Origin of the sequence: Coprococcus sp. RTP21204st1_G4_RTP21204_210225, assembly GCF_040915385.1 — a bacterium.
Classification (GTDB): domain Bacteria; phylum Bacillota; class Clostridia; order Lachnospirales; family Lachnospiraceae; genus Allocoprococcus; species Allocoprococcus comes.
The window spans coordinates 46,780-72,404 of the sequence record NZ_JBCPDP010000002.1 but is presented as its reverse complement, the minus strand read 5'-3'; the positions used below and the strand labels follow the sequence as shown (position 1 = coordinate 72,404).

At 43.4% G+C, this 25,625-nt stretch carries 20 protein-coding genes; 2 read left to right on the top strand and 18 right to left on the bottom strand.

The window, feature by feature from the left end; all coding sequences use genetic code 11:
• Positions 1 to 14: 14 nt before the first annotated feature.
• Positions 15 to 392 (bottom strand): SdpI family protein, encoded by a 378-nt coding sequence (locus AB5213_RS02020; protein ID WP_215634732.1) that lies wholly within the window; start codon positions 390 to 392, stop codon positions 15 to 17.
• 64 nt (positions 393 to 456) lie between these two features.
• Here AB5213_RS02020 and AB5213_RS02015 point away from each other — a divergent pair, with 64 nt between their 5' ends.
• A complete protein-coding gene (locus tag AB5213_RS02015) occupies positions 457 to 819 on the top strand; it encodes a hypothetical protein (RefSeq protein WP_252198925.1) in 363 nt (120 codons plus the stop codon).
• A 121-nt stretch (positions 820 to 940) separates the two neighbouring features.
• Positions 941 to 2,002, top strand: coding sequence for an ABC transporter substrate-binding protein (locus tag AB5213_RS02010; RefSeq protein ID WP_349096631.1), 1,062 nt, complete (start codon positions 941 to 943; stop codon positions 2,000 to 2,002).
• A 78-nt stretch (positions 2,003 to 2,080) separates the two neighbouring features.
• On the opposite strand, the gene AB5213_RS02005 is transcribed toward AB5213_RS02010, so the two are convergent.
• The 17 genes from AB5213_RS02005 to AB5213_RS01925 form a co-directional block, all read right to left on the bottom strand.
• The gene (locus AB5213_RS02005; protein WP_330622209.1) at positions 2,081 to 2,788 is read right to left on the bottom strand and encodes a DUF975 family protein; all 708 of its coding nucleotides are present in this window, start codon (positions 2,786 to 2,788) and stop codon (positions 2,081 to 2,083) included.
• 76 nt (positions 2,789 to 2,864) lie between these two features.
• A complete protein-coding gene (locus tag AB5213_RS02000) occupies positions 2,865 to 4,688 on the bottom strand; it encodes an ABC-F family ATP-binding cassette domain-containing protein (RefSeq protein ID WP_215634056.1) in 1,824 nt (607 codons plus the stop codon).
• A gap of 260 nt (positions 4,689 to 4,948) precedes the next feature.
• On the bottom strand, positions 4,949 to 6,331 hold the full coding sequence (locus AB5213_RS01995) for an NCS2 family permease (RefSeq protein WP_055157740.1): 1,383 nt from the start codon (positions 6,329 to 6,331) through the stop codon (positions 4,949 to 4,951).
• A 180-nt stretch (positions 6,332 to 6,511) separates the two neighbouring features.
• A complete protein-coding gene (gene ptsP, locus AB5213_RS01990) occupies positions 6,512 to 8,134 on the bottom strand; it encodes a phosphoenolpyruvate--protein phosphotransferase (RefSeq protein WP_368276264.1) in 1,623 nt (540 codons plus the stop codon).
• Positions 8,135 to 8,138: 4 nt separating this feature from the next.
• Positions 8,139 to 8,402, bottom strand: a complete 264-nt coding sequence (locus AB5213_RS01985; RefSeq protein ID WP_055262380.1) for an HPr family phosphocarrier protein — start codon at positions 8,400 to 8,402, stop codon at positions 8,139 to 8,141.
• 49 nt (positions 8,403 to 8,451) lie between these two features.
• Positions 8,452 to 10,386: a fructose-specific PTS transporter subunit EIIC gene (locus AB5213_RS01980; RefSeq protein WP_195368459.1), complete on the bottom strand. Its 1,935-nt coding sequence runs from the start codon at positions 10,384 to 10,386 to the stop codon at positions 8,452 to 8,454.
• Positions 10,387 to 10,409: 23 nt separating this feature from the next.
• Entirely contained in the window at positions 10,410 to 11,330 is a 921-nt protein-coding gene (gene pfkB / locus AB5213_RS01975; protein ID WP_195368460.1) for a 1-phosphofructokinase, read from the bottom strand.
• The gene (locus AB5213_RS01970; protein WP_008369518.1) at positions 11,330 to 12,079 is read right to left on the bottom strand and encodes a DeoR/GlpR family DNA-binding transcription regulator; all 750 of its coding nucleotides are present in this window, start codon (positions 12,077 to 12,079) and stop codon (positions 11,330 to 11,332) included. Before AB5213_RS01970 ends, pfkB begins: the two co-directional genes overlap by 1 nt.
• A gap of 436 nt (positions 12,080 to 12,515) precedes the next feature.
• Positions 12,516 to 17,123, bottom strand: a complete 4,608-nt coding sequence (locus tag AB5213_RS01965) for a PolC-type DNA polymerase III (RefSeq protein WP_055156877.1) — start codon at positions 17,121 to 17,123, stop codon at positions 12,516 to 12,518.
• A gap of 3 nt (positions 17,124 to 17,126) precedes the next feature.
• Positions 17,127 to 18,182, bottom strand: coding sequence for a flavodoxin-dependent (E)-4-hydroxy-3-methylbut-2-enyl-diphosphate synthase (gene ispG / locus AB5213_RS01960; protein WP_055156875.1), 1,056 nt, complete (start codon positions 18,180 to 18,182; stop codon positions 17,127 to 17,129).
• Between the two features lie 74 nt (positions 18,183 to 18,256).
• Entirely contained in the window at positions 18,257 to 18,724 is a 468-nt protein-coding gene (locus tag AB5213_RS01955) for a hypothetical protein (protein WP_055247864.1), read from the bottom strand.
• Between the two features lie 125 nt (positions 18,725 to 18,849).
• Complete coding sequence (gene xylB / locus AB5213_RS01950; protein WP_368276263.1) at positions 18,850 to 20,319, bottom strand: xylulokinase; 1,470 nt, start codon at positions 20,317 to 20,319, stop codon at positions 18,850 to 18,852.
• A 333-nt stretch (positions 20,320 to 20,652) separates the two neighbouring features.
• Positions 20,653 to 22,137, bottom strand: coding sequence for an L-fucose/L-arabinose isomerase family protein (locus AB5213_RS01945; protein ID WP_008369528.1), 1,485 nt, complete (start codon positions 22,135 to 22,137; stop codon positions 20,653 to 20,655).
• Positions 22,138 to 22,171: 34 nt separating this feature from the next.
• Positions 22,172 to 22,792, bottom strand: a complete 621-nt coding sequence (locus AB5213_RS01940; RefSeq protein WP_195502987.1) for a DUF4867 family protein — start codon at positions 22,790 to 22,792, stop codon at positions 22,172 to 22,174.
• A 102-nt stretch (positions 22,793 to 22,894) separates the two neighbouring features.
• Positions 22,895 to 23,737 (bottom strand): AraC family transcriptional regulator, encoded by an 843-nt coding sequence (locus AB5213_RS01935; RefSeq protein ID WP_173685124.1) that lies wholly within the window; start codon positions 23,735 to 23,737, stop codon positions 22,895 to 22,897.
• Positions 23,738 to 23,908: 171 nt separating this feature from the next.
• On the bottom strand, positions 23,909 to 24,145 hold the full coding sequence (locus AB5213_RS01930; RefSeq protein WP_215633571.1) for a hypothetical protein: 237 nt from the start codon (positions 24,143 to 24,145) through the stop codon (positions 23,909 to 23,911).
• Positions 24,146 to 24,240: 95 nt separating this feature from the next.
• A complete protein-coding gene (locus AB5213_RS01925) occupies positions 24,241 to 25,566 on the bottom strand; it encodes a PLP-dependent aminotransferase family protein (protein ID WP_215633570.1) in 1,326 nt (441 codons plus the stop codon).
• Between the last annotated feature and the right edge of the window lie 59 nt (positions 25,567 to 25,625).

The following is a 25,625-nucleotide window of genomic DNA, read 5'->3' as shown; positions in this document are numbered from 1 at the left end:
GGCATCCTCCTGATTTATCTTTTATTTCCATATTTATCAAAATTTTTCCTGAGTGCAATCTCCGTCGGTATGATCGAACCCACCAGTGGAATCATCTGAAATACACACAGAATTCCCCCGACATTTCCTATGGCATCATTAGACTTTCCCATAACCAGAAGTAACACAATTAAAGATACCACCAAAAGAATAAGTCCACAGATATACCAGAGCTTTCCGCAATAATGATGTGCAAATACCCAGGTGTCCTGATTCTTCATTGACATTGATGTTCTGTAACCAAACACATAATTGATCTGATCCGGTGCTTTTTTCAAAAACATTTTTCCGAAGCCGATCATTGTAAACGGAATCAGTAAATCCATTATAAGCATAAAAATCCAGAATCCCATAACCGCACCTCCATTATTTTATCTTTTTTCAGTTTTTCTCAGATACACACACCCCAAATGTCTTATGTTTCAGTTTACTCTCTTAGGACAAATTAATCAACAAACCGTTTTCGGTTCTTGTGCATTTTGTGGTAAAAAAAAACTGGAAATTTGTGCAAATGCTGGTGAATTCGGTTCTCTATACAAATCAATTTTTAAGGCAGGACTCGCTCCTTTCGGACTTGCTCTGACTCCTAATATTTCACTGGTGATCATCAACCTGATATTGCAGAGCGTAGGTGATGGAAGTCAGCCACTTATGAGCAAATATTATGGTGAAAAAAGGACAAATGACTTAACCGAAGCGAAACATATGGCTTATACTTTTGCTATTATTTATCTGCCATATTACTCGGATAAATTATATGATAAAATAAGGGATTTTTAGTTGCAGGTTGTTCTGGAGTTTCAAAATCTTCAGCGGAGAGCGATTAGCTATCAGATAAAAACACCAATTTCACATTTTTTGCATATCTTAAATGAGAATGTTATACCACCCAGGAGGACTTATGAAAAAAAATTTTATATCCTTACTTTTTGTTTCTGCTATAACTGTCGGCCTTTTATCAGCCTGCAGCTCTGCACCTGCCGATGATAATGCTACGAATCCTAAAGCTGAAACCGTCACTTCCCAAGCCAATCATGACACCAATTCTTCTTCTGTCTCTGTGACACTGAACGAAGTCGCCCATTCTATCTTCTATGCCCCGCAATACGTTGCGATTGAAAATGGGTATTTTGCGGATGAAGGAATTAATTTGACTCTTGTTACTGGTTTTGGGGCGGATAAAGTTATGACCGCCGTCCTCTCCGGTGAGGCAGATATTGGCTTTATGGGAAGTGAATCTTCGATTTATACTTACCAGGAGGGTGCAAATGATGTCATCAAAAACTTCGCGCAGCTTACGCAGCGCGCCGGAAACTTTCTGGTCGCACGTGAAGAAATGCCGGATTTTTCATGGGATGATCTGAAAGGAAAAGACGTTCTTGGCGGAAGAAAAGGTGGCATGCCGGAAATGGTCTTTGAATACATTTTGAAAAAAAACGGAATTAATCCACAGAAGGATCTTTCTATCAACCAGAGTATTGATTTCGGTTCAACCGCTGCTGCATTTTCCGGTGGGCAAGCAGACTATACCATCGAATTTGAACCGAGCGCTACTGCCCTTGAAGCGGAAAATTCCGGTTATGTCGTTGCTTCTCTCGGCGTTGATTCCGGCTATGTCCCATACACCGCCTATAGTGCCAAAACAAGTTATCTGAATGCTAATCCGAACATCATCCAGAAATTCACCAATGCCCTGCAAAAAGGAATGGATTTCGTTCAGTCCCATACTCCGGAAGAGATTGCAAAAGTCATTGCACCACAGTTCAAGGAAACCGATCTCGCTACAATTACAACCATTGTCAGCCGTTACTACGAACAAGACACCTGGAAATCGGATCTGATCTTCAACGAAGAAAGCTTCAATCTGCTGCAGGATATTCTGGAAAACTCCGGTGAGCTGAAAGAGCGTGTTCCTTATGAAGAACTAGTTACGACTACCTTTGCGGAGAAGGCCGCCCACTAAATAAAAGCGCAGACGCTTCATTTTAAGCCAGCGTCTGCGCTCTATTCTTACATTTTAAAATTTATCCTTCTGAAACTCTTACTGGATATATCCCTCCTGATAAGCCTTCTGCTTATTGAATGTGTACATCTCCGCAAAGGATGCCTGTACATACGGATTTACATAAAAAATCGCAAGAAGTCCACAGGTAACCGCACTCAGCAGATACCATCCAAGGAATGACAAATCCATGATAAATGCTTCCATTTTTTCTCCATCCATCATCTGTTTACTGATCTGGAATGCTTCTTTGTAATCCATTGCCGGATTCTCAGCAATAATATATGGTACCATCAGATATTCATAATGCTTAACGATTCCAGGTACCACCAAAAGCAGACTCCAAAGTGCAGTAAATAAATCTCTTAAAAACATGGTAAGAACAATATTAACATAATGTCCGGAACGGAAACCGTCAAGCAATGTTCCGATTCCCGGCTGTGCAGTCTGGTTCAGGATAAAGAACCGGTATCCACCCATTTTCAGGAGATTACCTACAAATACTTTTGCCACAAGGACAATCAGTATTACTACCGTTGCGATTCCTGCAAGCAATCCGGTAATCATTCCCACATTAAATAAATTTCCACTATATATATCTGAATTCTCACTTACCCGTCTTGCACTGGATTCGCCAGAGACTGTGCCAAAGATTCCCATCAGAAGCGCAACTACAACGGCTGACACATAATTCTTCTTAAATGCCATATTACCTCTCATTTTAAGTTCTGCTCTATTCCACATCATATACCTCTCCTCCTTCGAATACATTGATATGATTCTCACTACCTATACTTTATCATCTGTAAATCTGTCAATCACTTTACTGATTTTCTATCTGCTCAGCAAGATCATTCAAGTACACCCATCTGTCCATCTTTTCTTCCAGTGTTGTCTCTATTTCTTCCTTCTCTTTCATAAGTTCGGACAACTTCACGGAATTGGTGGCATTCTTAACCATTTCCCGATCCAGCTTTTCGATCTTCTCTTCCAGCTTTGCGATATCCTCATCGATCGTCTCGTATTCCCGCTGTTCTTTATAAGAAAATTTCAGCTTTTTCTCCCGCTGCTTCCAGGTCTTTTTGCTGTCAGACTCACCGGTCTGTGCAGAAGCTGCATCTGACATATTTTCTGCAATTGTCTGTCCGTCTTTCGGTTTTTCAAGCTCCACACGGATTAGATAATCGGAGTATCCACCTTCCGACTGGCGGATTTTCCCACCTCCATTAAATGCAAAAATACGACTGACCGTACGATCCAGGAAGTACCGGTCATGGGATACAATCAGAATAATACCATCAAAATGATCCAGATAATCCTCCAGGATTGTCAGCGTCTGGATATCCAGATCATTGGTTGGCTCATCCAAGATCAGTACATTTGGTGCTTCCATCAAAACACGTAGTAGATAAAGTCTCCGTTTCTCGCCTCCGGATAACTTTTCGATCCTCGACCACTGCATTGCCCCGTCAAAAAGAAATCGTTCCAGCATCTGGGACGCGGTAATCTTCCCGTCAGAAGTTGCAATGTACTCACCTGCTTCTTTTACATAATCAATGACACGCTCGGATTCATCCATATATTCATTCTCCTGCGAGAAATAGCCAATCTTGATTGTCTGTCCAATTTCAATAGTTCCGACATCCGGTTTTATGATCCCATTGATAATCTTGAGCAGCGTCGATTTTCCACATCCATTATGTCCAATAATTCCGATTCGGTCTTTCTTCAGAAAAATATAAGAGAAATCTTCGATCAGCTTCTTTTCTCCATAAGATTTGCAGATTCCGGAAAGTTCGATTGTTTTATTCCCCATACGGGAAGCCACAGAATCCAGCATTACTCGCTTTTCTTCCTGAATATCTTTCATTTCCTGCATAGCATGAATCCGGTCAATATGCGCTTTCTGTTTGGTACTTCTCGCCCTTGCGCCGCGGTGTAGCCATTCCAGCTCCGTACGCAAAAGGCTTTTTCTCTTACGTTCTGTGGCAAGCTCCATGTTCTGACGCTCGGCTTTCAGACGCACAAACTCGGAATAATTGCCTGGATAGTTATATAATTTCCCATGATCAACTTCCACGATACGATTTACCACACGGTCCAGGAAATAACGGTCATGCGTAACCATCAGGATCGCTCCCCGGAACTGGATCAGATATTCTTCCAGCCATTCGGACATCTCATTATCCAAATGGTTCGTCGGTTCGTCAAGGACCAGAATGTCTGCCGGTGTTAAAAGTGCCCGGACAAGTGCAACCCTTTTCTTCTGTCCGCCGGACATATGCTCAATCTTTTCATCATAATCGGTAAATCCAAGCTGATTCAGCATAGACTTTGCTTCTGCCTCGATCGTCCAGCGGTTCAGCTCATCATAATTTCCTTCTGTTGCCGCGCGAAGAATTGTTGTTCCTGCTTCAAATACCGGCGTCTGCGGAAGATAGCAGATCTTCACCTGATTCCCCATGCTGATCGTTCCGGCATCACTTTCTTCGATTCCGGCAACGATTTTCAGCAAAGTGGATTTACCCATTCCGTTGACTCCGATCACACCGATTTTTTCATTTTTATTGATTCCAAATCCCACATCATCCAGAAGCACACGATCCGTATAGGCTTTGGATACATGTTCCATTGTCAGTAAATTCATATATTTTCCCCTGTGATTCTCTGTTTTGTCTTTTTCCATTATAGCAATTTGTACGGGTGCTAGTCAATCCAAAGTATCTCACCCGGCACCGATTCTGACACGCAAAAAGCACAGAATCCTATCCGTTACCGGACAGTCCCTGTGCTTTCACATATCCCCATATTCTTTTTATCTTATGATGTGAGTGTCAAAAATATATTTTGCCGCTCACTGGTGTAATCAGATTGCTCCATTGCTAAACAATTCCCGCAATCCTCATCTTATAAGAAAATATATTTCAGGATAAACAGTATCACCAGTACATACATCAGTACACTGATCTTCTTTTCTTTTGCTTTTCCTGTAAGTACGTTGATTACTACATAAGAAATCACTCCCATGGAAATACCTTCTGAAATACTGTAGCAGAATGGCATTGCCGCGATACAGATAAAGCACGGAATTCCTTCGCTGTAATCACTGAAGTTAATTCCTGCCACATTGCTCAGCATATAGAAACCGACGATGATCAGTGCCGGAGCTGTCGCAAAGGACGGAATTGCAAGAAAGATTGGTGATAAGAAAAGGGAAATTCCAAACAGGATCGCTGTTGTCAGGGATGTTAAACCTGTACGTCCTCCTTCTGTTACACCAGAAGCACTCTCTACGAATGTTGTTGTTGTAGAAGTTCCAAGTACTGCTCCAACTGTAGTTGCAACCGCATCTGCCATCAGTGCTCCTTTGATTCTCGGAAGCTTTCCGTCTTTGTCAAGCATGCCTGCCTTTGTAGATACACCGATCAGAGTTCCGAGTGTATCAAAAAGATCTACGAAAAGGAATGCAAATACTACAACAACGAATTCCAGTGAAAATACATTCTTAAAATCAAGCTTTCCAAATACCGGTGCAAGGCTTGGAATTGCAAGTCCGGAACTGAAATCCGGAAGCAGACTGTAGAATCCGATCTCCGGATTCGGTACATAAAGACCTGCTATCTGGCAGATGATTCCAAGTATCCATGTGATCAAGATACCCCAAAGGATATTTCCTTTGATGTTCTTAATCACCATGATTGCTGTGATCAGCACACCTATGATTGCAAGAAGTACAGTAATTCCAACGTTATTGAAGCTTGCTTCCACTCCATTTGCCTGATTATATGCATCTACGGAGAAGAGCTGTACCAGAGTAGATCCTCCGACAACGATATTGGCATTCTGAAGTCCAAGAAATGCAATAAATAATCCTATACCAACGCTGACTGCTGTCTTAAGACAAGCTGGGATCGCATTGAAGATCGCTTCTCTGACATTCGTCAGGGAAAGAATAATGAAAATAATACCCTCTGCAAATACTGCAGTCAGTGCAGTCTGCCATGAGTAGCCCATACCAATTACTACAGTATAAGCAAAGTAAGCATTCAGTCCCATACCAGGTGCAAGTGCAAATGGATAATTTGCAAATGCTGCCATACACAGCGTACCGATCAGTGATGCAAGTGCTGTTGCAGTAAAGACTGCCCCCTGATCCATACCCGCTGCGGAAAGAATGCTTGGATTTACCGCCAGGATATACGCCATCGTCATAAATGTCGTAATACCTGCAAGAATCTCAGTTTTGACATCGGTGTGATTTTCTTTAAGCTTAAACACCTTTTCCAACATATTGTTTTCCTCCTGCTGTCTGTCTCGGATATTCCCTCTCACTCCTTAAAATATCCTCGTACAATTTTCTTGTAGCAGAGAATATTTTAGCAAAAAAAAGAGAGAAAGTAAACACATTACTTTCTCTCTGATTTCTAACTCTTATTCGCTATTACTGTTCATAGTAGCTGTATACCGCAACTATTTGCTCTCTCTGATCTTCTTTCTGAGCGGAAGTACCATTGCAGGGGATACGGATAATTCGTCTAATCCCATGCTTAAGAATTCTTCGGTCAGTTCGAGGTCTGCTCCGAGTTCGCCGCAGATTCCGATCCATTTGCCTTCTGCGTGGGCATTTTCGGCTGCCATGCGGATCATTGCAAGGACTGCCGGGTGGTGCGGATCGTAGAAGGCATCCAGCTTCTGGTTCTGACGGTCGATTGCCAGCGTGTACTGGGTCAGATCATTGGTCCCTACACTGAAGAAATCCACTTCTTTTGCAAGCTCACGGCTCATCATAACGGCAGCCGGTGTCTCAATCATGATTCCCAGTTCCACATCCTCACGGAACGGGATCTGTGCCTCACGAAGCTCTTCTTTGACCTCCTCAATGATCACCTTGATCTGCTTCACTTCTTTTACCGAAATGATCATCGGGAACATAATGGCGATCTGTCCATAAGCAGATGCCCGGTACAGGGCACGAAGCTGGGTCTTGAAGATCTCCGGTCTTGTCAGGCAGATACGGATTGCCCGGTATCCCAGTGCCGGGTTCTCTTCTTTGTCAAGTCCAAAGTAATCCACCTGCTTGTCTGCTCCGATATCCAGGGTACGGATAATGACCTTTTTGCCTGCCATATTTTCTGCAACCTGTTTGTATACCTGGAACTGCTGTTCTTCAGTCGGGAAATCTTCGCTTTCCAGATACAGGAACTCACTTCGGAAAAGTCCGATCCCTCCTGCATCATTTTTAAGTACGGCGCCCACATCGGAAAGATTACCGATATTCGCATAGACATTGATCTTCTGTCCGGAAAGGGTGACATTCTCTTTGCCCTTCAGTTCTTCCAGAAGTGTTTTCTGTCTGCGGTCTTCTTCACGCTTTTCGGTCATAGCCTTCATGGTTTCTTCATCTGGATCAATGTAGATGGTCCCGGTAAAGCCGTCGATGGCTGCCATATGTCCGTCATATTCTTTTGCAAGCCCTTCTCCCAGACCAATAACGGCCGGGATGTTCATGGTCCTTGCAAGGATTGCCGTATGGGAATTTGCTGATCCGTACATGGTTGCAAATGCAAGCACTTTGGACTTGTCGAGCTGAACAGTCTCACTCGGTACCAGATCATCTGCTGCCACGATCACCGGTTCATCTGCCACAACACCGCTTTCTCCGGCATCCGAAAGGATACCGAGAAGTCGGTCCGATACATCTTTTACATCGGCCGCACGTCCCTGCATGTAAGCATCATCCATAGATGCAAACATCCGGGAGAAGTTATCTCCTGTCGTCGCAACAGCATACTCTGCGTTAACTTCCTGGGTGGTAATAATATTCTTAATCGAATCCACATAATCCAGATCCATCAGCATCATCTGATGTACTTCAAAAATTGCCGCATTAGCTTCTCCTACATCTTCCATTGCCTTGTCATACAACTCACCGAGCTGTGCGATCGCAGTCTCCTGGGCATCCTCAAAACGTGCCGCCTCTGCTTTGGTATCCTCTACATGATACCGTCTTACCTGCTTTTCCTGTCTTTTATAGAAAGCAATCTTCCCGATGGCTACGCCACCAAAAACACTTTTACCACTTAGTGTAATCATAATCCTACAGATTCTCCTCTAATACTTTCTGGATTTCCGCGATTGCTTCTTCTTCGTCTTCGCCTTCAGCTGTAATGATAACCTCATTTCCCTTTTTTACGCCAAGACTCATAACTGCCATAATGCTCTTTGCATTGACTTCACGTGTATCTCCTGCTTTTTTGATCTTAATATCTGAAGTTTTTTTCGCAATTGCTTTTACCAGAATTCCTGCCGGTCTTGCGTGGATTCCCTGTGCATCTGTTACTACATACTTAAATTCTTTCATGATTCAACACTCCTGTTCTTTAAAAAATATTTAGAAAATTAATAAGTTACTACTCTGCTTTCAATGGCTTTTTGAGTAATACAATTCCCGCCATTGCTACGACAGCTCCTACAACCAATGCTATCAAAAACATCAATGGATTGTCAATAATTCCGATGACAAAAATTCCTCCATGCGGAGCTCTTGATCCGCATCCAAACATCATGGATAATGCGCCTGCTATTGCAGAACCAACCACACATGGCGGAATGATTCGAAGCGGATCAGATGCTGCAAATGGAATGGCTCCTTCTGTGATAAAAGAAAGTCCCATGATGTAGTTTGTGATACTTGTCTGCTGTTCACTCTTTGTGAAACGGTTTTTAAAAAATGTGGTGGCAAGTGCGATTGCGATCGGTGGAACCATACCTCCGATCATAACAGATGCCATAATATCAAACTGTCCACTTGCGATGGATGCCGTTCCAAATACATATGCCGCTTTGTTGAACGGTCCGCCAAAATCAATGGACATCATACCTGCAAGAACCGCTCCCAGAAGCATCTTGCTGGATTCTCCCATTCCGGAAAGGACATTATTCAGCCAGGTGTTAAATGCTCCAACCGGTGGGTTTACGATAAAGATCATAAATGCTGCCATGATCAGGATCCCAAAGAATGGATACAGAAGAACCGGTTTTGTCCCTTCCAGAGTTTTCGGAAGCTTGTCAAACAATTTCTTCAATCCGATCATCAGGTACCCTGCTGCAAATCCGGCGATCAGTGCACCGAAGAATCCGGATGAAATCCATGCGTCTTCTGCAAGGAATACAGAAGTTCCGGCTTTTGCAAGAAGTCCGCCTACAATACCAGGCATCAATGCCGGTCTGTCACCAATTGCCATTGCAATATAACCGGCAAGGATCGGGAACATCATCCCAAACGCTGTATTTCCAACGGTGTTGAAGAATTTTGCAAGTGGAGTTCCACTACCAAATGCTGCTGTACCTGCACTTGCACCGTCAACCAGAAAAGAAAGTGCGATCAGGATTCCACCGCCGATTACGAACGGAAGCATATGGGATACTCCATTCATCAGGCTCTTATAAATCTTGCGTCCGATGGTATCTCCGTCAGATGACGCACCACCCTCTTCTGTTGCTCCACCCTTGCTGTGATAAACTGGAGCATTTCCACTCAAGGCACGTTCGATCAGCTCCTGTGCTTTGTTGATTCCGTCAGATACCTTTGTACTGATCAGCGGCTTGCCGTCAAATCTTGCCATTGCGACATCCTTGTCGGCTGCAATGATGATACAGTCACAGGCAGCGATTTCTTCCGGTGTCAGTACGTTCTTGGCACCACCAGATCCGTTTGTTTCTACCTTGATGGTAACTCCCATTTCTTTCGCTTTCTTTTCCAGACCTTCCGCCGCCATGTAAGTATGGGCGATACCGGTCGGGCATGCGGTAACTGCGAGGATCTGATACGGTTTTGCAGATGCATCCGCCGGAGCTTCTGCTTTTTCTTCTGCTTCTTCCGGGAATTTTTCTTTCTCGGCTGCATCAACATAAGCAAGAAATTCATCAACATCCTTTGCATGAAGCAGCTTGTTTCTGAAATCCTCATCCATCAGAAGCATGGACAGACGACTGAGTACTTCCAGATGTACATTGTCCTCTGTATTCGGTGCTGCGATCAGGAAAATAAGGTATGCCGGTTCTCCGTCCAGAGAATCATAATCTACACCCTCCGGAAGTACCATGGCCGCAAGTCCCGGTGCGCTTACCGCTTCAGTCTTGCCATGCGGGATTGCAATGCCTTCACCAATTCCTGTAGTTCCTTCTTCTTCTCGTTTGAATACGGTTTCACGATAGGTGTCAATGTCATTGATGTTCCCGCCTTCTGCCATCAGATCGACCATTTCACGGATGACCTGCTCTTTGGAGTCTGCCTTGCCATCGAGGCAAATACTTTGCTTTTTGAGTAAGTCTGTAATCTTCATCTTGTCATTCCTCCCATTTGATTTTATATATGGTACACTTCTGCCGGTTCTCCAAGAAGTGCAACAATCTCATCTCTTGTAGCGAGCCACGAACAGAATGCCGAAGCGCTTCCTGCCGCCACACCCAGACGGAATGCTTTTTCCATATCTTTTGTATTCAGATATCCGGTAATAAATCCTGCCACCATAGAATCACCTGCGCCAACAGAATTGACAACCTTTCCTTTCGGAGGCATGGTTTCATAGACTTTTCCATCCTTTGTCACAAGGATCGCTCCGTCACCTGCCATGGATACCAGTACATGCTGTGCTCCAAGTGCCTGTAATTTCTTCGCATGAATGATGATGTCTTCTTTTCTCTTCAGTTCTACGTTAAACATCTCACCTAACTCATGGTTGTTCGGTTTGATCAGGAACGGATGATATTTCATAACTTTTAAAAGAAGATCCTTGGTTGCATCCACTACAAAACGGATTTCTTTTCCGGAAAGTCTCTCCAGGATTCTCTCATAAATATCTTCTGGCAGAGTATTCGGAATACTTCCTGCAAGGATCAGTACATCGCCTTCTTCCAGCTTATCCAGCTTTTCATATAATGCCTGGATTGCTTCTTCTGTGATAACCGGTCCCTGTCCGTTGATCTCAGTCTCAGTTCCTGCATTGATCTTTACATTGATTCGGCTATTACCTTCTTTTAACGGGATAAAATCTGTCTCACATCCGAACTCTTCCAGCATCTTTTCCAGTACATCTCCGGTAAATCCTGCCTTGAATCCAAGCGCTTTGCTCTTAAGTCCCAGATTGGAAAGGATCACAGATACGTTGTTTCCTTTTCCTCCCGGATAGATATGTTCGCTTGTTGTCCGGTTGATCTCTCCCGGGATCAGCTGATCTGCCTGTACCACATAGTCCAAAGACGGGTTAAATGTCACTGTGTAAATCATTATTTTGCAACCTCCACAATATTTTTATATTTGTTAAATGTAGCATCCTTAAGCTTTGTTGTAATGATGTCCACTGCATCCAGTTCTGAAAATGTTACCGGTGCTACCTGACCGAATTTGGTTGAATCTGCAAGGATGTAAGCCTTTGCGCTTCTTAAGATCGCCATCTCTTTGATCGCAGCCTCCCGGATATCTGGTGTGGTGCATCCACTCTCTATATGAATCCCATTGGTTCCGAAGAATCCTTTTGTGAAATGGTATCTTCCCAGGGTTTTCATTGCTTCCTCTCCGACCAGTGCCAGCGTTGCTTCTTTTAATTCCCCACCGATCAGATAAACTATACATCCTTTCTGTGTCAGCTTCTTCGCATGCATGATTCCGTTTGTCACATACACAGCGTCCTGCTCTGTCAGGAAATCAATCAGAAAATCAGTGGTTGTTCCTGCATCGATATAGACGAAATCATCTTTTTCAATCAGAGATGATGCATACTTTCCGATCTGCACCTTTTCATCAATGTTCAGATCCTGTCTGACTGCAACAGATTCATCTCTGGTGTACTGCGCCATATTGACTGCGGTTGCACCACCATGTACCTTGATCAGCTTTCCTTTTTTATGAAGTGTTGTCAGATCTCTTCGTATCGTTGACTCTGACATATCCAGAAGCTCGGTCAGTTCCTGAACAGTGATTGTCTTGTGTTCATTCACTAATTTCAGAATTTCACTGAATCTTTCTTCTGCAAGCACTTATCTCACCTCCATTTCGACTGGTTATGACTGATTTATTCAATTGTATTTTATGTTTCAGTCATTTTCAATCATTTATTTTCTTTTTCATTCATCTTTAGTTTTAATATATCGCCTTTTTCAGTCAAAGTCAATCATTTTCAGCCATAAATAACTACCAAAAAAATAAGGATGATTTTGTGCATTTTTATGGGTGTGGAATCGGTGGTGCCAAAGTTCCGACTTGTGTTTCATCTCCATTGCACTCAACGGAATTGGAAATGGATATAGTCGGAACGGAACTCTGGCTTCTACGTTACTGGCAAAATGCAGCAAAAGGCTTTGTTTAACCTAACCAAATGCAAATTTATACTTTTCTCTTATATGCAAAAAAGCCAAAGCACTTTTTTAAGTTATATCGAATGATAACTTATCTTTAAGTACTTTGACTTTTTATTTAGGCAAAATCAAACAGGGATAACTGATTGGTCTCCGGGAGGTCGCCCAGCAAACCCATATCTGCCATCAAGTCAACCAATGTCTTGCTGACTTTTGTTCTCTGACGGAAATCGTCTTTAGAGAGGTATGGTCCGTCTTTAGCGGCAATTTCCATGGCCTCGGCGGCTTTATCGCCCATGCCGTCAATGGTGTTGAACGGTGGAAGGAGCTTGTCGCCGACGATCTGGAACTTGGATGCTTTGGATTTGTAGATATCGATCGGTAAAAAATCAAATCCTCTGGCATACATTTCCAGTACATTTTTCATATCTTTTAAGGTATCCTGATCTTTTTTACTGAGCTGATTGAGTTCTGCTCTTCTTTTATATTCTTTCATATGGTAGAGAAGTTTTTCTTTTCCCTGTCCCATCAGTTCGTAAGAGAATGCAGATGCACGGATTCCGAAGTATGCCGCATAATAGGCAAGCGGATAATTGATCTTGCAGTAGGCAATCCGGTATGCCATCATGACATAAGCTGCAGCATGGGCTTTCGGGAACATGTATTTGATCCGCTCACAGGACCAGATATACCATTCCGGCACGTCATGCTCCAGCATATCTTTTTTAAACTGTGACCACTCTTTACATTTTCCTTTTGCAACGGTTCCTTTACGCACACGTTCCATGATTGTGAAGGATTCTTCACTTTCAACACCTTTGTTGATCAGATAAGTCATGATATCATCACGGGTACAGATTGCCGTGGAAATGGTTGCCTTTCCTTCTTCAATCAGGGTCTGTGCATTGTTCAGCCACACATCTGTTCCATGAGACAGACCTGAAATACGGATCAAGTCCGAAAGTGTCTTTGGCTTGGTATCAATTACCATCTGGATAACAAAATCTGTACCAAACTCCGGAACTCCCAGACAACCAAGCGGACATCCGTCAATGTCCTCCGGTGTGATACCGAGCACCTCTGTTCCTGCAAAAAGTCCCATTACACCTGGATCATCCAATGGAATATCAGTCGCTTTAAATACATTATTCACTCCATCGTATTTATTGTCCATCGCATCGGAATTGATCAGCTCTTCCAGCGTTTTGATCATGGTCGGATCATCGTGTCCGAGAATATCCAGTTTCAAAAGGTTGTGGTCGATGGAATGATAATCAAAATGAGTGGTGATAATATCGGTCGTCATATCATTTGCCGGATGCTGGATTGGAGTGAAAGAGTTAATGTCCTCTCCATGCGGAAGAACTACGATTCCCCCCGGATGCTGTCCGGTACTTCGGCGGATTCCGGTACAGCCAGCTACGATACGATCGATCTCGCAGTTTCGCTTACGGTCACCACGCTCCTCATAATAGTTCTTCACATATCCATAAGCCGTCTTTTCTGCAAGTGCGGCAATGGTTCCGGCACGGAAGGTCTGACCTTTTCCGAAAATAACCTCCGTATACTTATGCGCTTTACTCTGGTAATCTCCGGAGAAGTTCAGGTCGATATCCGGCTCTTTGTTTCCCTTGAATCCAAGGAAAGTCTCAAATGGAATATCAAATCCGTCTTTGACCAGCTTCTGTCCACAGACCGGACAGTTCTTATCCGGCATATCGTGTCCACAGCCACCCACATATTTTTTCACTTCTTCCGAATCAAAATCACTATAGTGACAATTGCTGCAATAGTAATGTGGAACCAGAGGATTGACCTCCGTGATTCCTGCCATAGTTGCAACGAATGAAGATCCTACCGAACCACGGGATCCTACCAGGTAACCATCCTCGTTGGATTTCCATACCAGCTTCTGCGCAATGATATACATAACCGCAAATCCATTGGAAATGATGGAATTCAGTTCTCTTTCCAGTCGTTCATGTACAATCTCCGGAAGGGGATCCCCGTACATAGAATGGGCTTTATTATAACAGATATCTCGCAGCATCTGGTCGGAATTCTCAATAACCGGAGGACACTTATCCGGGCGGACCGGAGAAATCTTCTCGATCATATCCGCGATCAGATTGGTGTTCCTGATCACAACTTCATACGCTTTTTCCGAACCAAGGTAGGCAAATTCATCCAGCATTTCCTCCGTTGTACGAAGGTATAGTGGTGCCTGCTTATCGGCATCTCCAAATCCTTTTCCTGCCATGATGATCCGGCGGTATACCTCATCTTCCGGATCCATGAAATGTACGTCACAGGTTCCCACGACCGGTTTGTGGAACTGCTCCCCAAGATGCACGATCTTCCGGTTCAGATCCATGATATCTTCCATAGAATTGACCGAAGTTACTTTGTCACTCTCTACCATGAATGCATTGTTTCCAAGCGGCTGGATTTCCAGATAGTCATAAAAATCCACGATCTTCGCGATCGTCTCATCCGGCTTTCCATCCAGAAGTGCACGGTAAAGCTCTCCGGCTTCGCAGGCACTTCCCACGATCAGACCTTCCCGGTGCTCATTTAGCACACTTTTCGGGATACGGGGTCTGCGGTTATAGTAAACCAGATGGGATGCAGAAACAAGCTGATACAAATTCACACGACCAATGTCATTTCTTGCAAGAATAATGACATGATAAGTCGGAAGCTTTTTAATAGAATCCGGGTTCAGATCCCCAAATTCATTAACTTTTGCAAGCGTTGTCAGTTCCCGTTCTTTGAGCATCTGCACAAATTTCACAAAGATTTCTGCCGTGCAGCCTGCATCATCAACTGCGCGGTGATGATTCTCCAGGGAAATATTTAAAGCTTTTGCAACGGTATCCAGCTTGAAACGGTTCAGTGCCGGAAGAAGGACACGGGCAAGTGCAACGGTATCTACATAAGTAAAATCAGCCTCTATCTTCTGCCTTTTGCAGTTCTGCTCGATAAATCCCACATCAAAAGAAGCATTATGCGCCACCAGAACCGCATCGCCAATAAATTCTATAAACTGCGGCAAGATTGTCTCAATATCCAGCGAACCGATGACCATCTCATCGGTGATGCCGGTAAGTTCCGTGATACGGAACGGGATCGGACGTTTCGGATTGACAAAGGTACTGAACTTATCTGTGATCTTCCCGTCTTCCACTTTTACCGCGCCAATCTCGATGATCCGGTCAGTCACAGCGGAAAAACCGGTTGTCTCGATATCGAATACCACGTAAGTGCCTTCCAGGTCCTGTCCCTTTTCGTTCTCTGCGATCTTAGTCAGATCATCTACCAGATATCCTTCCACTCCATAAATAACTTTAAATGGATCATCCTTATCCAGATCCTCGATCACATGATTGGCATCGGTAAACCCCTGCACCACACCATGATCGGTGATCGCAATTGCCGGGTGCCCCCAGTCATGTGCTCGCTTTACCAGATCTTTTGCCTCGGAAACACCATCCATATCGCTCATCTTGGTATGGCAGTGAAGCTCCACGCGTTTTTCCGGATACTTGTCTTTTCTTGTTACACGGAAATCCGAAGTTTTGCGGATTCCGGTTACAGAACCAATGGTCAGCTCTCCATCAAATTTATCAATCGTCGTAACTCCTTTGATTTTCAGAAATACACCTTTTTTAATCTCCGCAAGCAGATCCGGGAGCTGGTCATTGCGGGTAAACATCTTGACCATGATCGTGTCGGTAAAGTCGGTCACGGCAAACATGACGATTGTCTTTTCGTTCCGGATCTCACGGGTATCAAAGCTGATCACCTGTCCCCGGAAAGTAATCTCACCCATCTCTCCGGTAACTGTCTTCAGCTCGATCGGCATATCGTCAAAGTCCCGTCCATAGATTACGTTCGGGTCATCGGAGCGCTTGAGCGGATAATCCCGACGCACAAAGCTTCCCTTGCCACTTTTGAACCCACTGGACTTTCCTGCAAATTCCTGTTTTTTCGGAGTCTCCGGTTTCTTCTGTTCCTGTTTATTCTGCGTACTTGATGCATCTGCTTCTTTAGCGGCATCTTCTGCTTTTTCCGCTTTCTTCTTTGATACGCCTTCCGTTTCTTTTGCTTTTGCCGCCTCTTCCGTGGCATGCTGTGCCTGCAGCTTCTGATTCCTTTCCCTGATCGCATCTACTTCCTGTTGAAGCTGCATTTCATTGAATTTCTTGTATTTGCTCTCTCCTACTTCTTCATAATCAATTTCTACATCCACCGGCACGTGGAAACGGTTCTCAAAGACGTCCTTCAGATAGCTGGTGATCTCGCTGGTCTTTCCCTCTGCAACAATCGTGTCCGCCATAGTCAGACACATAGTACGCTCCCCTTCGAAGCGGCACTTTGCCTTCTGGAACATATTTTTCTCCAGCACACTTTTCTGCTCCAGCTCAAAAAGAATACTCTCCTTGTAGGCATGCATCAGGTTCTCCGGCGTATACTGCTCGGAAAGCCGGTATTCCTCGATAATCGTCACCGGAATATTTCCCTGCGAAAACAGCTGTTCCTCAATCTGGTTCTCCACATAACATACCGTTTTCTTCGGGATCAGATGGGTACTGTAAATATAAACCTTGATATGATTTCTGGCTGAAGTGGAGGTGATTTTCGTCACCTCCACCTTTTCAAACAACATATGGCTGTCGTTATCGATATTCAATGTTGGAAACACATCAAAAAATAGCTTTGTCATCTTCTATTCGCCCCAATGTTCCAGTTCATTACGAAGTGCATCTAAAAGCTCATCCTCTTTTACCTTACGGATGATCTCTCCTTTTTTGATCAGAAGTCCTTCCCCAATTCCCCCTGCGATTCCAAGATCAGCCTCTCTTGCTTCTCCAGGACCATTTACCACGCATCCCATCACTGCAACCTTGATATCAAGTGGATATTCAGCAACCATCGTCTCTACTTTATTGGCAAGTCCGATCAGATCGATCTTGGTACGTCCACAGGTCGGGCAGGATACGACTTCAATTCCACCTTTTCTAAGTCCCAGTGCTTTCAGGATCAGTTTTGCGCTCTTGATCTCTTCTAATGGATCCCCTGTCAGCGATACACGAATCGTATCTCCGATTCCCTGATAAAGGATGATTCCAAGTCCTACTGAAGATTTAATATTGCCTGAAAGCAGCGTCCCGGACTCAGTGATTCCCACATGCAACGGATACGGGCATTTCTTTGCGATCAGCTCATGCGCTTTTACACACATCATGACATCTGAAGACTTAATACTGACCACCAGATTGTCATAGCCCATGTTCTCAATCATGTGTACCTTGTCAAGTGCACTTTCCACGATTCCCTCTGCAGTCACGCCACCATATTTTTCCAGAAGGTTCTTCTCCAGCGAACCACTGTTCACCCCGACACGGATCGGAATCTCGTATTCTTTTGCTTTCTCCACAACCGCACGGACTCTGTCCTCACTTCCGATATTCCCCGGATTGATACGGATTTTATCTGCACCGTTTTCAATTGCAGCAATCGCAAGACGATAATCAAAATGTATATCTGCAACCAGTGGGATATGAATCTGCTTTTTAATCTCTTTTAAAGCCTGTGCCGCTTCCATGGTTGGAACAGCGCAGCGGATGATCTCACAGCCTGCCTTTTCAAGCGCAAGAATCTGCGCAACCGTAGCTTCCACATCCTCTGTCTTTGTATTGGTCATCGACTGGATCGCTACCGGATTGCCTCCTCCGATCTTTCTTCCTCCGATATTTATTACTTTTGTATCCTTCCTTGTCATCTGATTTTAACCTCCTGTTCTCACACAAAACCCTCTGTCCGCGGACTTTCATGCCCACAGAGAGAGGGTTCTCTTTATTTGCCTGCTTTTTCAAAAATCATCTGGTCTCCATAATCCCACTCGGTAAGTGTAAGCTTGGTTCCGTCCACACTGTAATTGAATGTAGTAAGTACAGAATTGATCGCCTGCTCTACTTCCGTTGCAGTTACATTATCACCAAGTTCTTTCGCTGTCTCATCCAGCTCTTCCTGCTTTACAGTAAATGTAATCTGCTTTGCCTTGATATCCAGTGTATATCCAAGCTCCACCTCCACCTCCTTACCATCGATCAGGTTCTTCCAGTCAAGCTCTGCTTCATTATGGTCATCTACTTCCAGTATCATATCACTCTCATCATGCTTCCACTTTCCTTCCAGCGGATTTCCGAAAAATCCCTGGTAAATGAAATATCCAGCCACGATAATGATCAGAACGGTCGTAATTCCTGTCACATAGTTCCACACACGGCTTCTTTTATCTTCATCATTCTTTGCAATAATCATAGAATCAAGCCCTCCACATCATGTCAATCTTATAATTCATTATACGGGTTTTAACTTTCACTGTCAACGGGGACTGCAAAGAAGAAGATTCAATGTGACTGACGCCATAAAAATCTTATATTCAATTACTGAATATGCGGAAATACCGGTTTGAGCGCCGGATAAATCTGACGGAACTCCTGGTATCTCTTTTCGTATTTTTCAACCAGTTCTGCTTCCGGTTCTACGGTATCTACAATCTTAACCAGCTTGTCAGCTGCTTCTTCTACGCTTTCGTATTCGCCGCATCCGACTGCTGCAAGGATTGCACCTCCAAGTGCCGGTCCTTCTTCGCTCTCGATGATATCCACTTTCAGGTTCATGATATTGGCGATCATCTTTCTCCAAAGAGGACTCTTTGCTCCACCACCGCAGATCTTGGTACGTTCAATCTTGATCCCAAGGCTTTTTGCAATTTCAAGGGAATCACGGAGTGCAAATACAACTCCTTCCAGTACTGCCTGCATCATATCTGCTCTTGTGGTATCCATCGTCATACCGGTAAAGGTAGCTCTTGCATATGGATCATTGTGCGGTGAACGCTCTCCCATCAGATATGGAAGATAGAACACATGGTTCTCACCTAGCTTTGTAATATCTTTCTGCTCTGCTGCAAAATCATCCGTGTGAAGAATCTCTTCTGCCCACCATTTATTGCAGGATGCAGCACTTAACATGCATCCCATCAGATGATAATGACCGTCTGCATGTGCAAAAGAATGCAGAGCATTGTTCTTATCTACGCCGAAGTTTGCACTGGAAATAAAGATGGTTCCAGATGTTCCAAGGGAAATGTTACATCTTCCGTCACCAACTGTTCCTGTTCCGACAGCTGCAGCTGCATTATCGCCTGCTCCTGCAATAATTTTTACATTTTCAAAAAGTCCGAGTTCTGCTGCTACTTCCGGCTTCAGACTTCCTACGACTTCGTAACTTTCATAAAGCTTCGGAAGCTGTTCTTCTGTTACGCCGCAGATGTCCATCATTTCTTTGGACCAGCATTTGTGTTCTACATCCATCAGAAGCATGCCGGATGCATCCGAATAATCAGAGCAGAAGCTTCCTGACAGGCAGTATGCCAGATAATCTTTTGGAAGCATGATCTTTGTGATCTTTGCAAAATTCTCCGGCTCATTTTTCTTTACCCACAGGATCTTCGGTGCGGTAAATCCAGTAAATGCAATGTTTGCTGTGTATTTAGAAAGCGTTTCTTTTCCGATCTCGTTATTCAGATAATCCGTCTCTTCTGTGGTACGTCCATCGTTCCAGAGAATTGCCGGGCGGATGACCTGGTCGTCTTTATCCAGAATGACCAGTCCGTGCATCTGTCCACCAAAGCTGATTCCTGCAACCTGGCTCTTATCACACTCAGAAGTCAGTTCTTTGATGCCTTCTACGGACTGGGTAAACCAGTCTTCCGGATGCTGTTCTGACCAGCCCGGATGTGGGAAGTATAATGGGTATTCTTTTGAAACAATTTTTTTGATGTCGCCTTTTTCATCCATTAACAGAAGTTTTACTGCGGATGTTCCAAGGTCTACGCCTATATAGAGCATAATGTTCCTCCTTGTTAGGGTTTTTATATCAACCTGACGGATTCGAGGGATTGTGACCAGATTATAGAAAATAAATATTGCATCTTCCAATCGGCAAAGCATTCCGATGAGCCTCTTAGGGCGGAAATTGTGTCAGCAATGGCTTCCACAATTTCTGAGTCTCATCTTCATTGCCTCAAATGGAATCTGCCATATTTATTTTCTATAATCTGGTCCTCAAGACATTGAACCGCCTGCTTGAAACATAAATCCTGTTTTTTAATTCGTGTTTCTTTGTACTATAAAGGGGCGGGTTCATTCATCCGCCCCTTATATGATTGTGTATAGTTTTAATTAGCCCCAAGGATTTTCTGTTGGGTAACGTACACCTTTTGGCTGGTTGTAGCCGATTTCGTCTACCGGTACTCCGATGTATTTGAATACTTCGTAAAGTGCTTTTCCGTAATGTCCGAATGCTACGGCTCCGTGATGCGGGAAGTTCTTTTCAATCAGTACATGACGATAGAATCTGCCCATTTCCGGAATTGCGAAGATTCCGATTGCTCCGAAGGAACGTGTTGCTACCGGAAGGACTTCACCGTGTGCAATGTAAGCTCTCAGTACATTGTCTGATGTGCTCTGCAGACGGAAGAACGTGATATCTCCAGGTTTGATATCTCCTTCAAGTGTTCCCTGTGTTACTTCGATCGGAAGAGATCTTGCCATAATCATCTGGTATTTCATTTCGCAGAATGAAAGTTTGGATGATGCAGTATTTCCACAGTGGAATCCCATGAATGTATCTTTCAGTGTGTAATCGAATTTGCCCTTAATGTCTTCTTCATAAAGGTCAGCCGGTACAGAGTTGTTAATATCAAGGAGTGTTACAGTGTCTTCACTTACAACTGTTCCAATGAATTCGCTGAGTGCTCCATAGATATCTACTTCGCAGGATACCGGAATTCCCTGTGCTGTCAGACGGCTGTTGACATAGCATGGTACAAATCCGAACTGTGTCTGGAATGCAGGCCAGCATTTTCCGGCGATTGCAACATATTTGCGGTATCCTCTGTGTTCTTCTACCCAGTCTTTAAGTGTCAGTTCATACTGAGCAAGTTTTGAAAGGATTTCCGGTTTCTTGTTACCGGCTCCAAGTTCTTCTTCCATCTCTTTTACAATTGCCGGAATTCTTTCATCTCCGGCATGTTTGTTAAATGCTTCAAACAGGTCAAGTTCTGAGTTTTCTTCAATCTCTACGCCGATATTGTAAAGTTGTTTGATCGGTGCATTACATGCAAGGAAATTCAGCGGTCTTGGTCCAAAGCTGATAATCTTCAAATTGTTAAGTCCGATGACTGCTCTTGCGATCGGTTCAAATTCATGGATCATATCTGCGCATTCTTCTGCTGTTCCAACCGGATATTCCGGAATATATGCTTTAATATTACGAAGCTTTAAGTTGTAGCTTGCATTTAACATACCGCAATATGCATCTCCACGTCCCTGGATCAGGTTATTGCCGCTTTCTTCTGCTGCTGCAACGAACATCTTTGGTCCATCAAAGTGTTTTGCAAGCAGAGTCTCTGAGATTTCCGGTCCGAAGTTTCCAAGATATACAACCAGTGCATTACATCCGGCTTTCTTGATATCTTCCAGAGCCTGTACCATATGGATCTCACTTTCTACGATACAGATCGGACATTCGTAAATATGTTCTTCTCCGTATTTTTCTTTGTAAGCTTTCATAAGTGCTTCTCTTCTTGATACAGAAAGGCTTTCCGGGAAGCAGTCACGGCTTACTGCAACAACTCCGATTTTAACTTCTGGCATGTTATTCATGATCTTTTCCTCCTAAACAAGGACTTTCGTCCGCTTATTTTGCAAGATCGATGTTCTCTCCTTTAAGACCACATACCGCACCTTCAATACCTGCTTCTTCGTGAGCAATAAGCCATTTGTTTTTTGCTGTCAGAAGCTTGTCATCATAAGATTTTGTATGACAGGTCATCAGATCTGTGTTTGTTCCCTGTGGAAGAACAACGATTGCTTTGAATCCATTTCCATCCACTCCACATGGTGCATAGTGAAGGGTTGTTCCATAAATTTCAATTCCTGTTCCTGCCGGAACAAGAAAAGCCTCTACCTTTGATGTCTCATAGGTAAAATCAGATGCAATATCCTGCTCTGATCCAAGAAGTAAAATGATATCTGTAACTGCAACATTCACTTCTGAACTTCTGTGATATTCCAACGCATTCAGCTTGCTGTTATGACCATTACAATATCCGATCTGTATTGGAAGTTCTCCAAAAATTCTCATCTTCAGATCAATTACAGGTTCTGTCTTCTCCAGTTTGTTATCCGATGGCACATAAATAACCTCCTCCGGAAGTGGTGTCTGCTCCATTACCTTGATCATTTCTGTAAAATCATAGCCATCAACGATACGTCCATAACGTCTGAATTCTGGATCTGTTACATTTTTGATTTTCATTGTGTTTCTTCCTTCTTTCTTTTTATTTTAACAGGCGTGTTCAGTACCTGCTACCGAATACTTAGCCTGTTAACTGCACTTTCTTGTCTTTGTCAACTTTTTCTAACTCATTTTCTGATCCTCTGATTTCTGTCTCCGACGAAACTCACTGGGTCTTACTCCGTATTTTTTCTGAAATGCTTTTGCAAATGCCCTTCCATCTGCAAATCCATTATGCTCTGCGATCTCTTCTACCAATGCATCACTTCCGGTAAGCTCCCGGTATGCATATTCCAGACGAATGCCCTGTACATATTCTTTATAATTGATCTTCGCATATTTCCGAAACATCCGAGACAAATACGTGGGTGAATAACCGAAACTCTGCGCCACTCCTTCAAGTGAAAGATCTTCTTTGAAATTTTCTTTTATGTAACCGGTAATAGAAGAAAGCCGGTTCCTGTTCCTATGTTCACGCACAATTTCTTCACTGACATTCATCTTCCGATACTTCGTCACCATCAGATATAGCAATCTGTAAAAATAACTCTGTACTTGCAGCTCATATCCTATCTCTTTTTCCTGATATGTCGCATACATCTTCTCCACCAATTCTACTAGCTGCTCATCCTGTACTCTTTCCCTGTGGGTAAAACAGATAAACTGCTCATCCGTATAATACCGTTCAAATGTCTGAAGCGACATCTGAAGTACAATGGTCTTATTCGGAAGTGACGCCGAAATCGAATGCAGTTCATTGGAATTAACGATCACAAAGGTTTTCTTATCCAGATGGATGTCTTCTTCATTGATATAAAAATCCAGTTTGCCTTCCAGCACAACAAACATCTCGATTGACCGGTGCCAGTGCTTTTCCCTGACATAATTTCCATCTTTCCCTTCAAACAAAAACATTCGAAAAGAAAGATCCTCATTTGGCAGAACCAGTTCATGTGAACCTTCCATCCTTTCCCCCTTTCTTTCTCCTGTCGGAATATAAACAGCATGATAACCACCATATGACAAACATTGGGTGATCATATATGCATCCCGCATATCTGTCTTTATTCTTACACTTTGCGGTGTAAGCATGGTTTTTGGTGCAAGTATCACACATTTTACTCCTGCGGCTGTTAGCTAGTTATAGAGTGAATATCCAAGACAGCCCGCCTCATATCCACACTGAATATCGTATTCATCATTCAACCCAAGTTTCATTTTCATATTTTCAATAAACAGCAGGATATTTTTATAATCCGATGTTACCTTGATTGTTTCAAATACATTGTCAGCCTCACCGATTATTGGTTCCATTGCGCATAATGTGTAATTTGTGGTATGGATATTCATGCCAATTTTTAGTATTCTTTTCATATGAGTGATCTCCTTTTGTATGCGGTAATCCTTGTTACCTTTGTTCTTATCAAATTCTAGTATACAGGTAAATCCACATTGCTACAAATGTGAGGTCACTTCATATTATCTATTATAACGCATTTTGCAAGGATCTGCATAGCTTCTTCGTATTTGTCCGACTCTACACCTGCGCAGGTCAGTAACAGCGTATGTCCTTCGGCTTCCCGGAATGTAAGACCTTCTTTTCGGGCTGCTTTTGCCACTTTCTTAACATCTGTTCCATTTGAAAATATAATTTGAACCATAAAACCGGCTTCCCCGATCTTTACATTTACTGTATCCCCAAATACCTTGTGGATACTCTCTGCAAGCTTTTCTGCCTTTGCCAGATGGATCTTCCTGGATTTACGGACCTGACTCGCCAGATGTCCGTCACGGATAAACTGTGTCAGTGCGATCTGCTCGGCCTTGGATGCAGTCTGATTGTAATTATTTTTTCTTTTTTCGTAAGTTTCCATCAATTCCGGCGGCAGTATCATATAACTGATCCTGATAGACGGAAGCAGCATTTTGGAAAATGTTCCCAGATAAATGACATTTCTTCCTCCCGAAAGTCCCTGCAGGGACGGAACCGGTTTCTGAAAATATTTGAACTCACTGTTATAGTCATCTTCAATGATCAGAAAATGCTCTTTCTCGGCGCGTCCGACCAGTTCCAGTCTTTCCTGGATCGACATCACCCCACCAAATCTTGTCATCTGTGATGGTGACACGTAATACATTCCAATCTCTTCTTCCGCACTTCCTGCAATCCGGTAGTTATGATCTTCAAAAACCGTCATTCCCTGTACAAACTCACTGTCCCTGAAAAATACGGTTCTCTTTTTATGATTCAGTGGGCACAGAATATGCAGAAGACTCTGTATACCGGCACCGATCATGATCTGATCCGGGCTGCAGATCACACTTCTGGTCTTCTGAATATATTCAGACAGTACTTCCCTGAATTCCTGTTCCCCCTGCGGTTCTCCATAAGAAAGCAGTCTCTCATCCTGACGCATTGCGCTCTTCATATATCTCCGCCATAATTCAAACCGGAAACTCTCTTTATCTACATTTGATGTTGCAAAATCATAGACAACCGGATTCTCCTGCTTCCTTACATGCCGGCTTGCAATCTTTCTGCCCTCTTCCTGCTTCTCGGCAATATCCGTCACATAATATCCACTCTGCGGTCTGGACACAATATAACCTTCTGCTGCCAGAAGCATATACGCATTCTCCATCGTCGTCCGGCTCATCTGCAGCTCGTTTGCACCTTTACGGATCGATGGAAGCTTTGTCTCTGACTTCATCTGCCCGGATAGAATCAGATTCCTGTAATAATGATACACTCTCAGATACCGGCAGTGTTCCTCATTCTGTAATTCCACTCTCATAACTGACCTCTAAAAAATATTTCTTTTTGTATATTTTACAAATGACACTTTTATTTTAT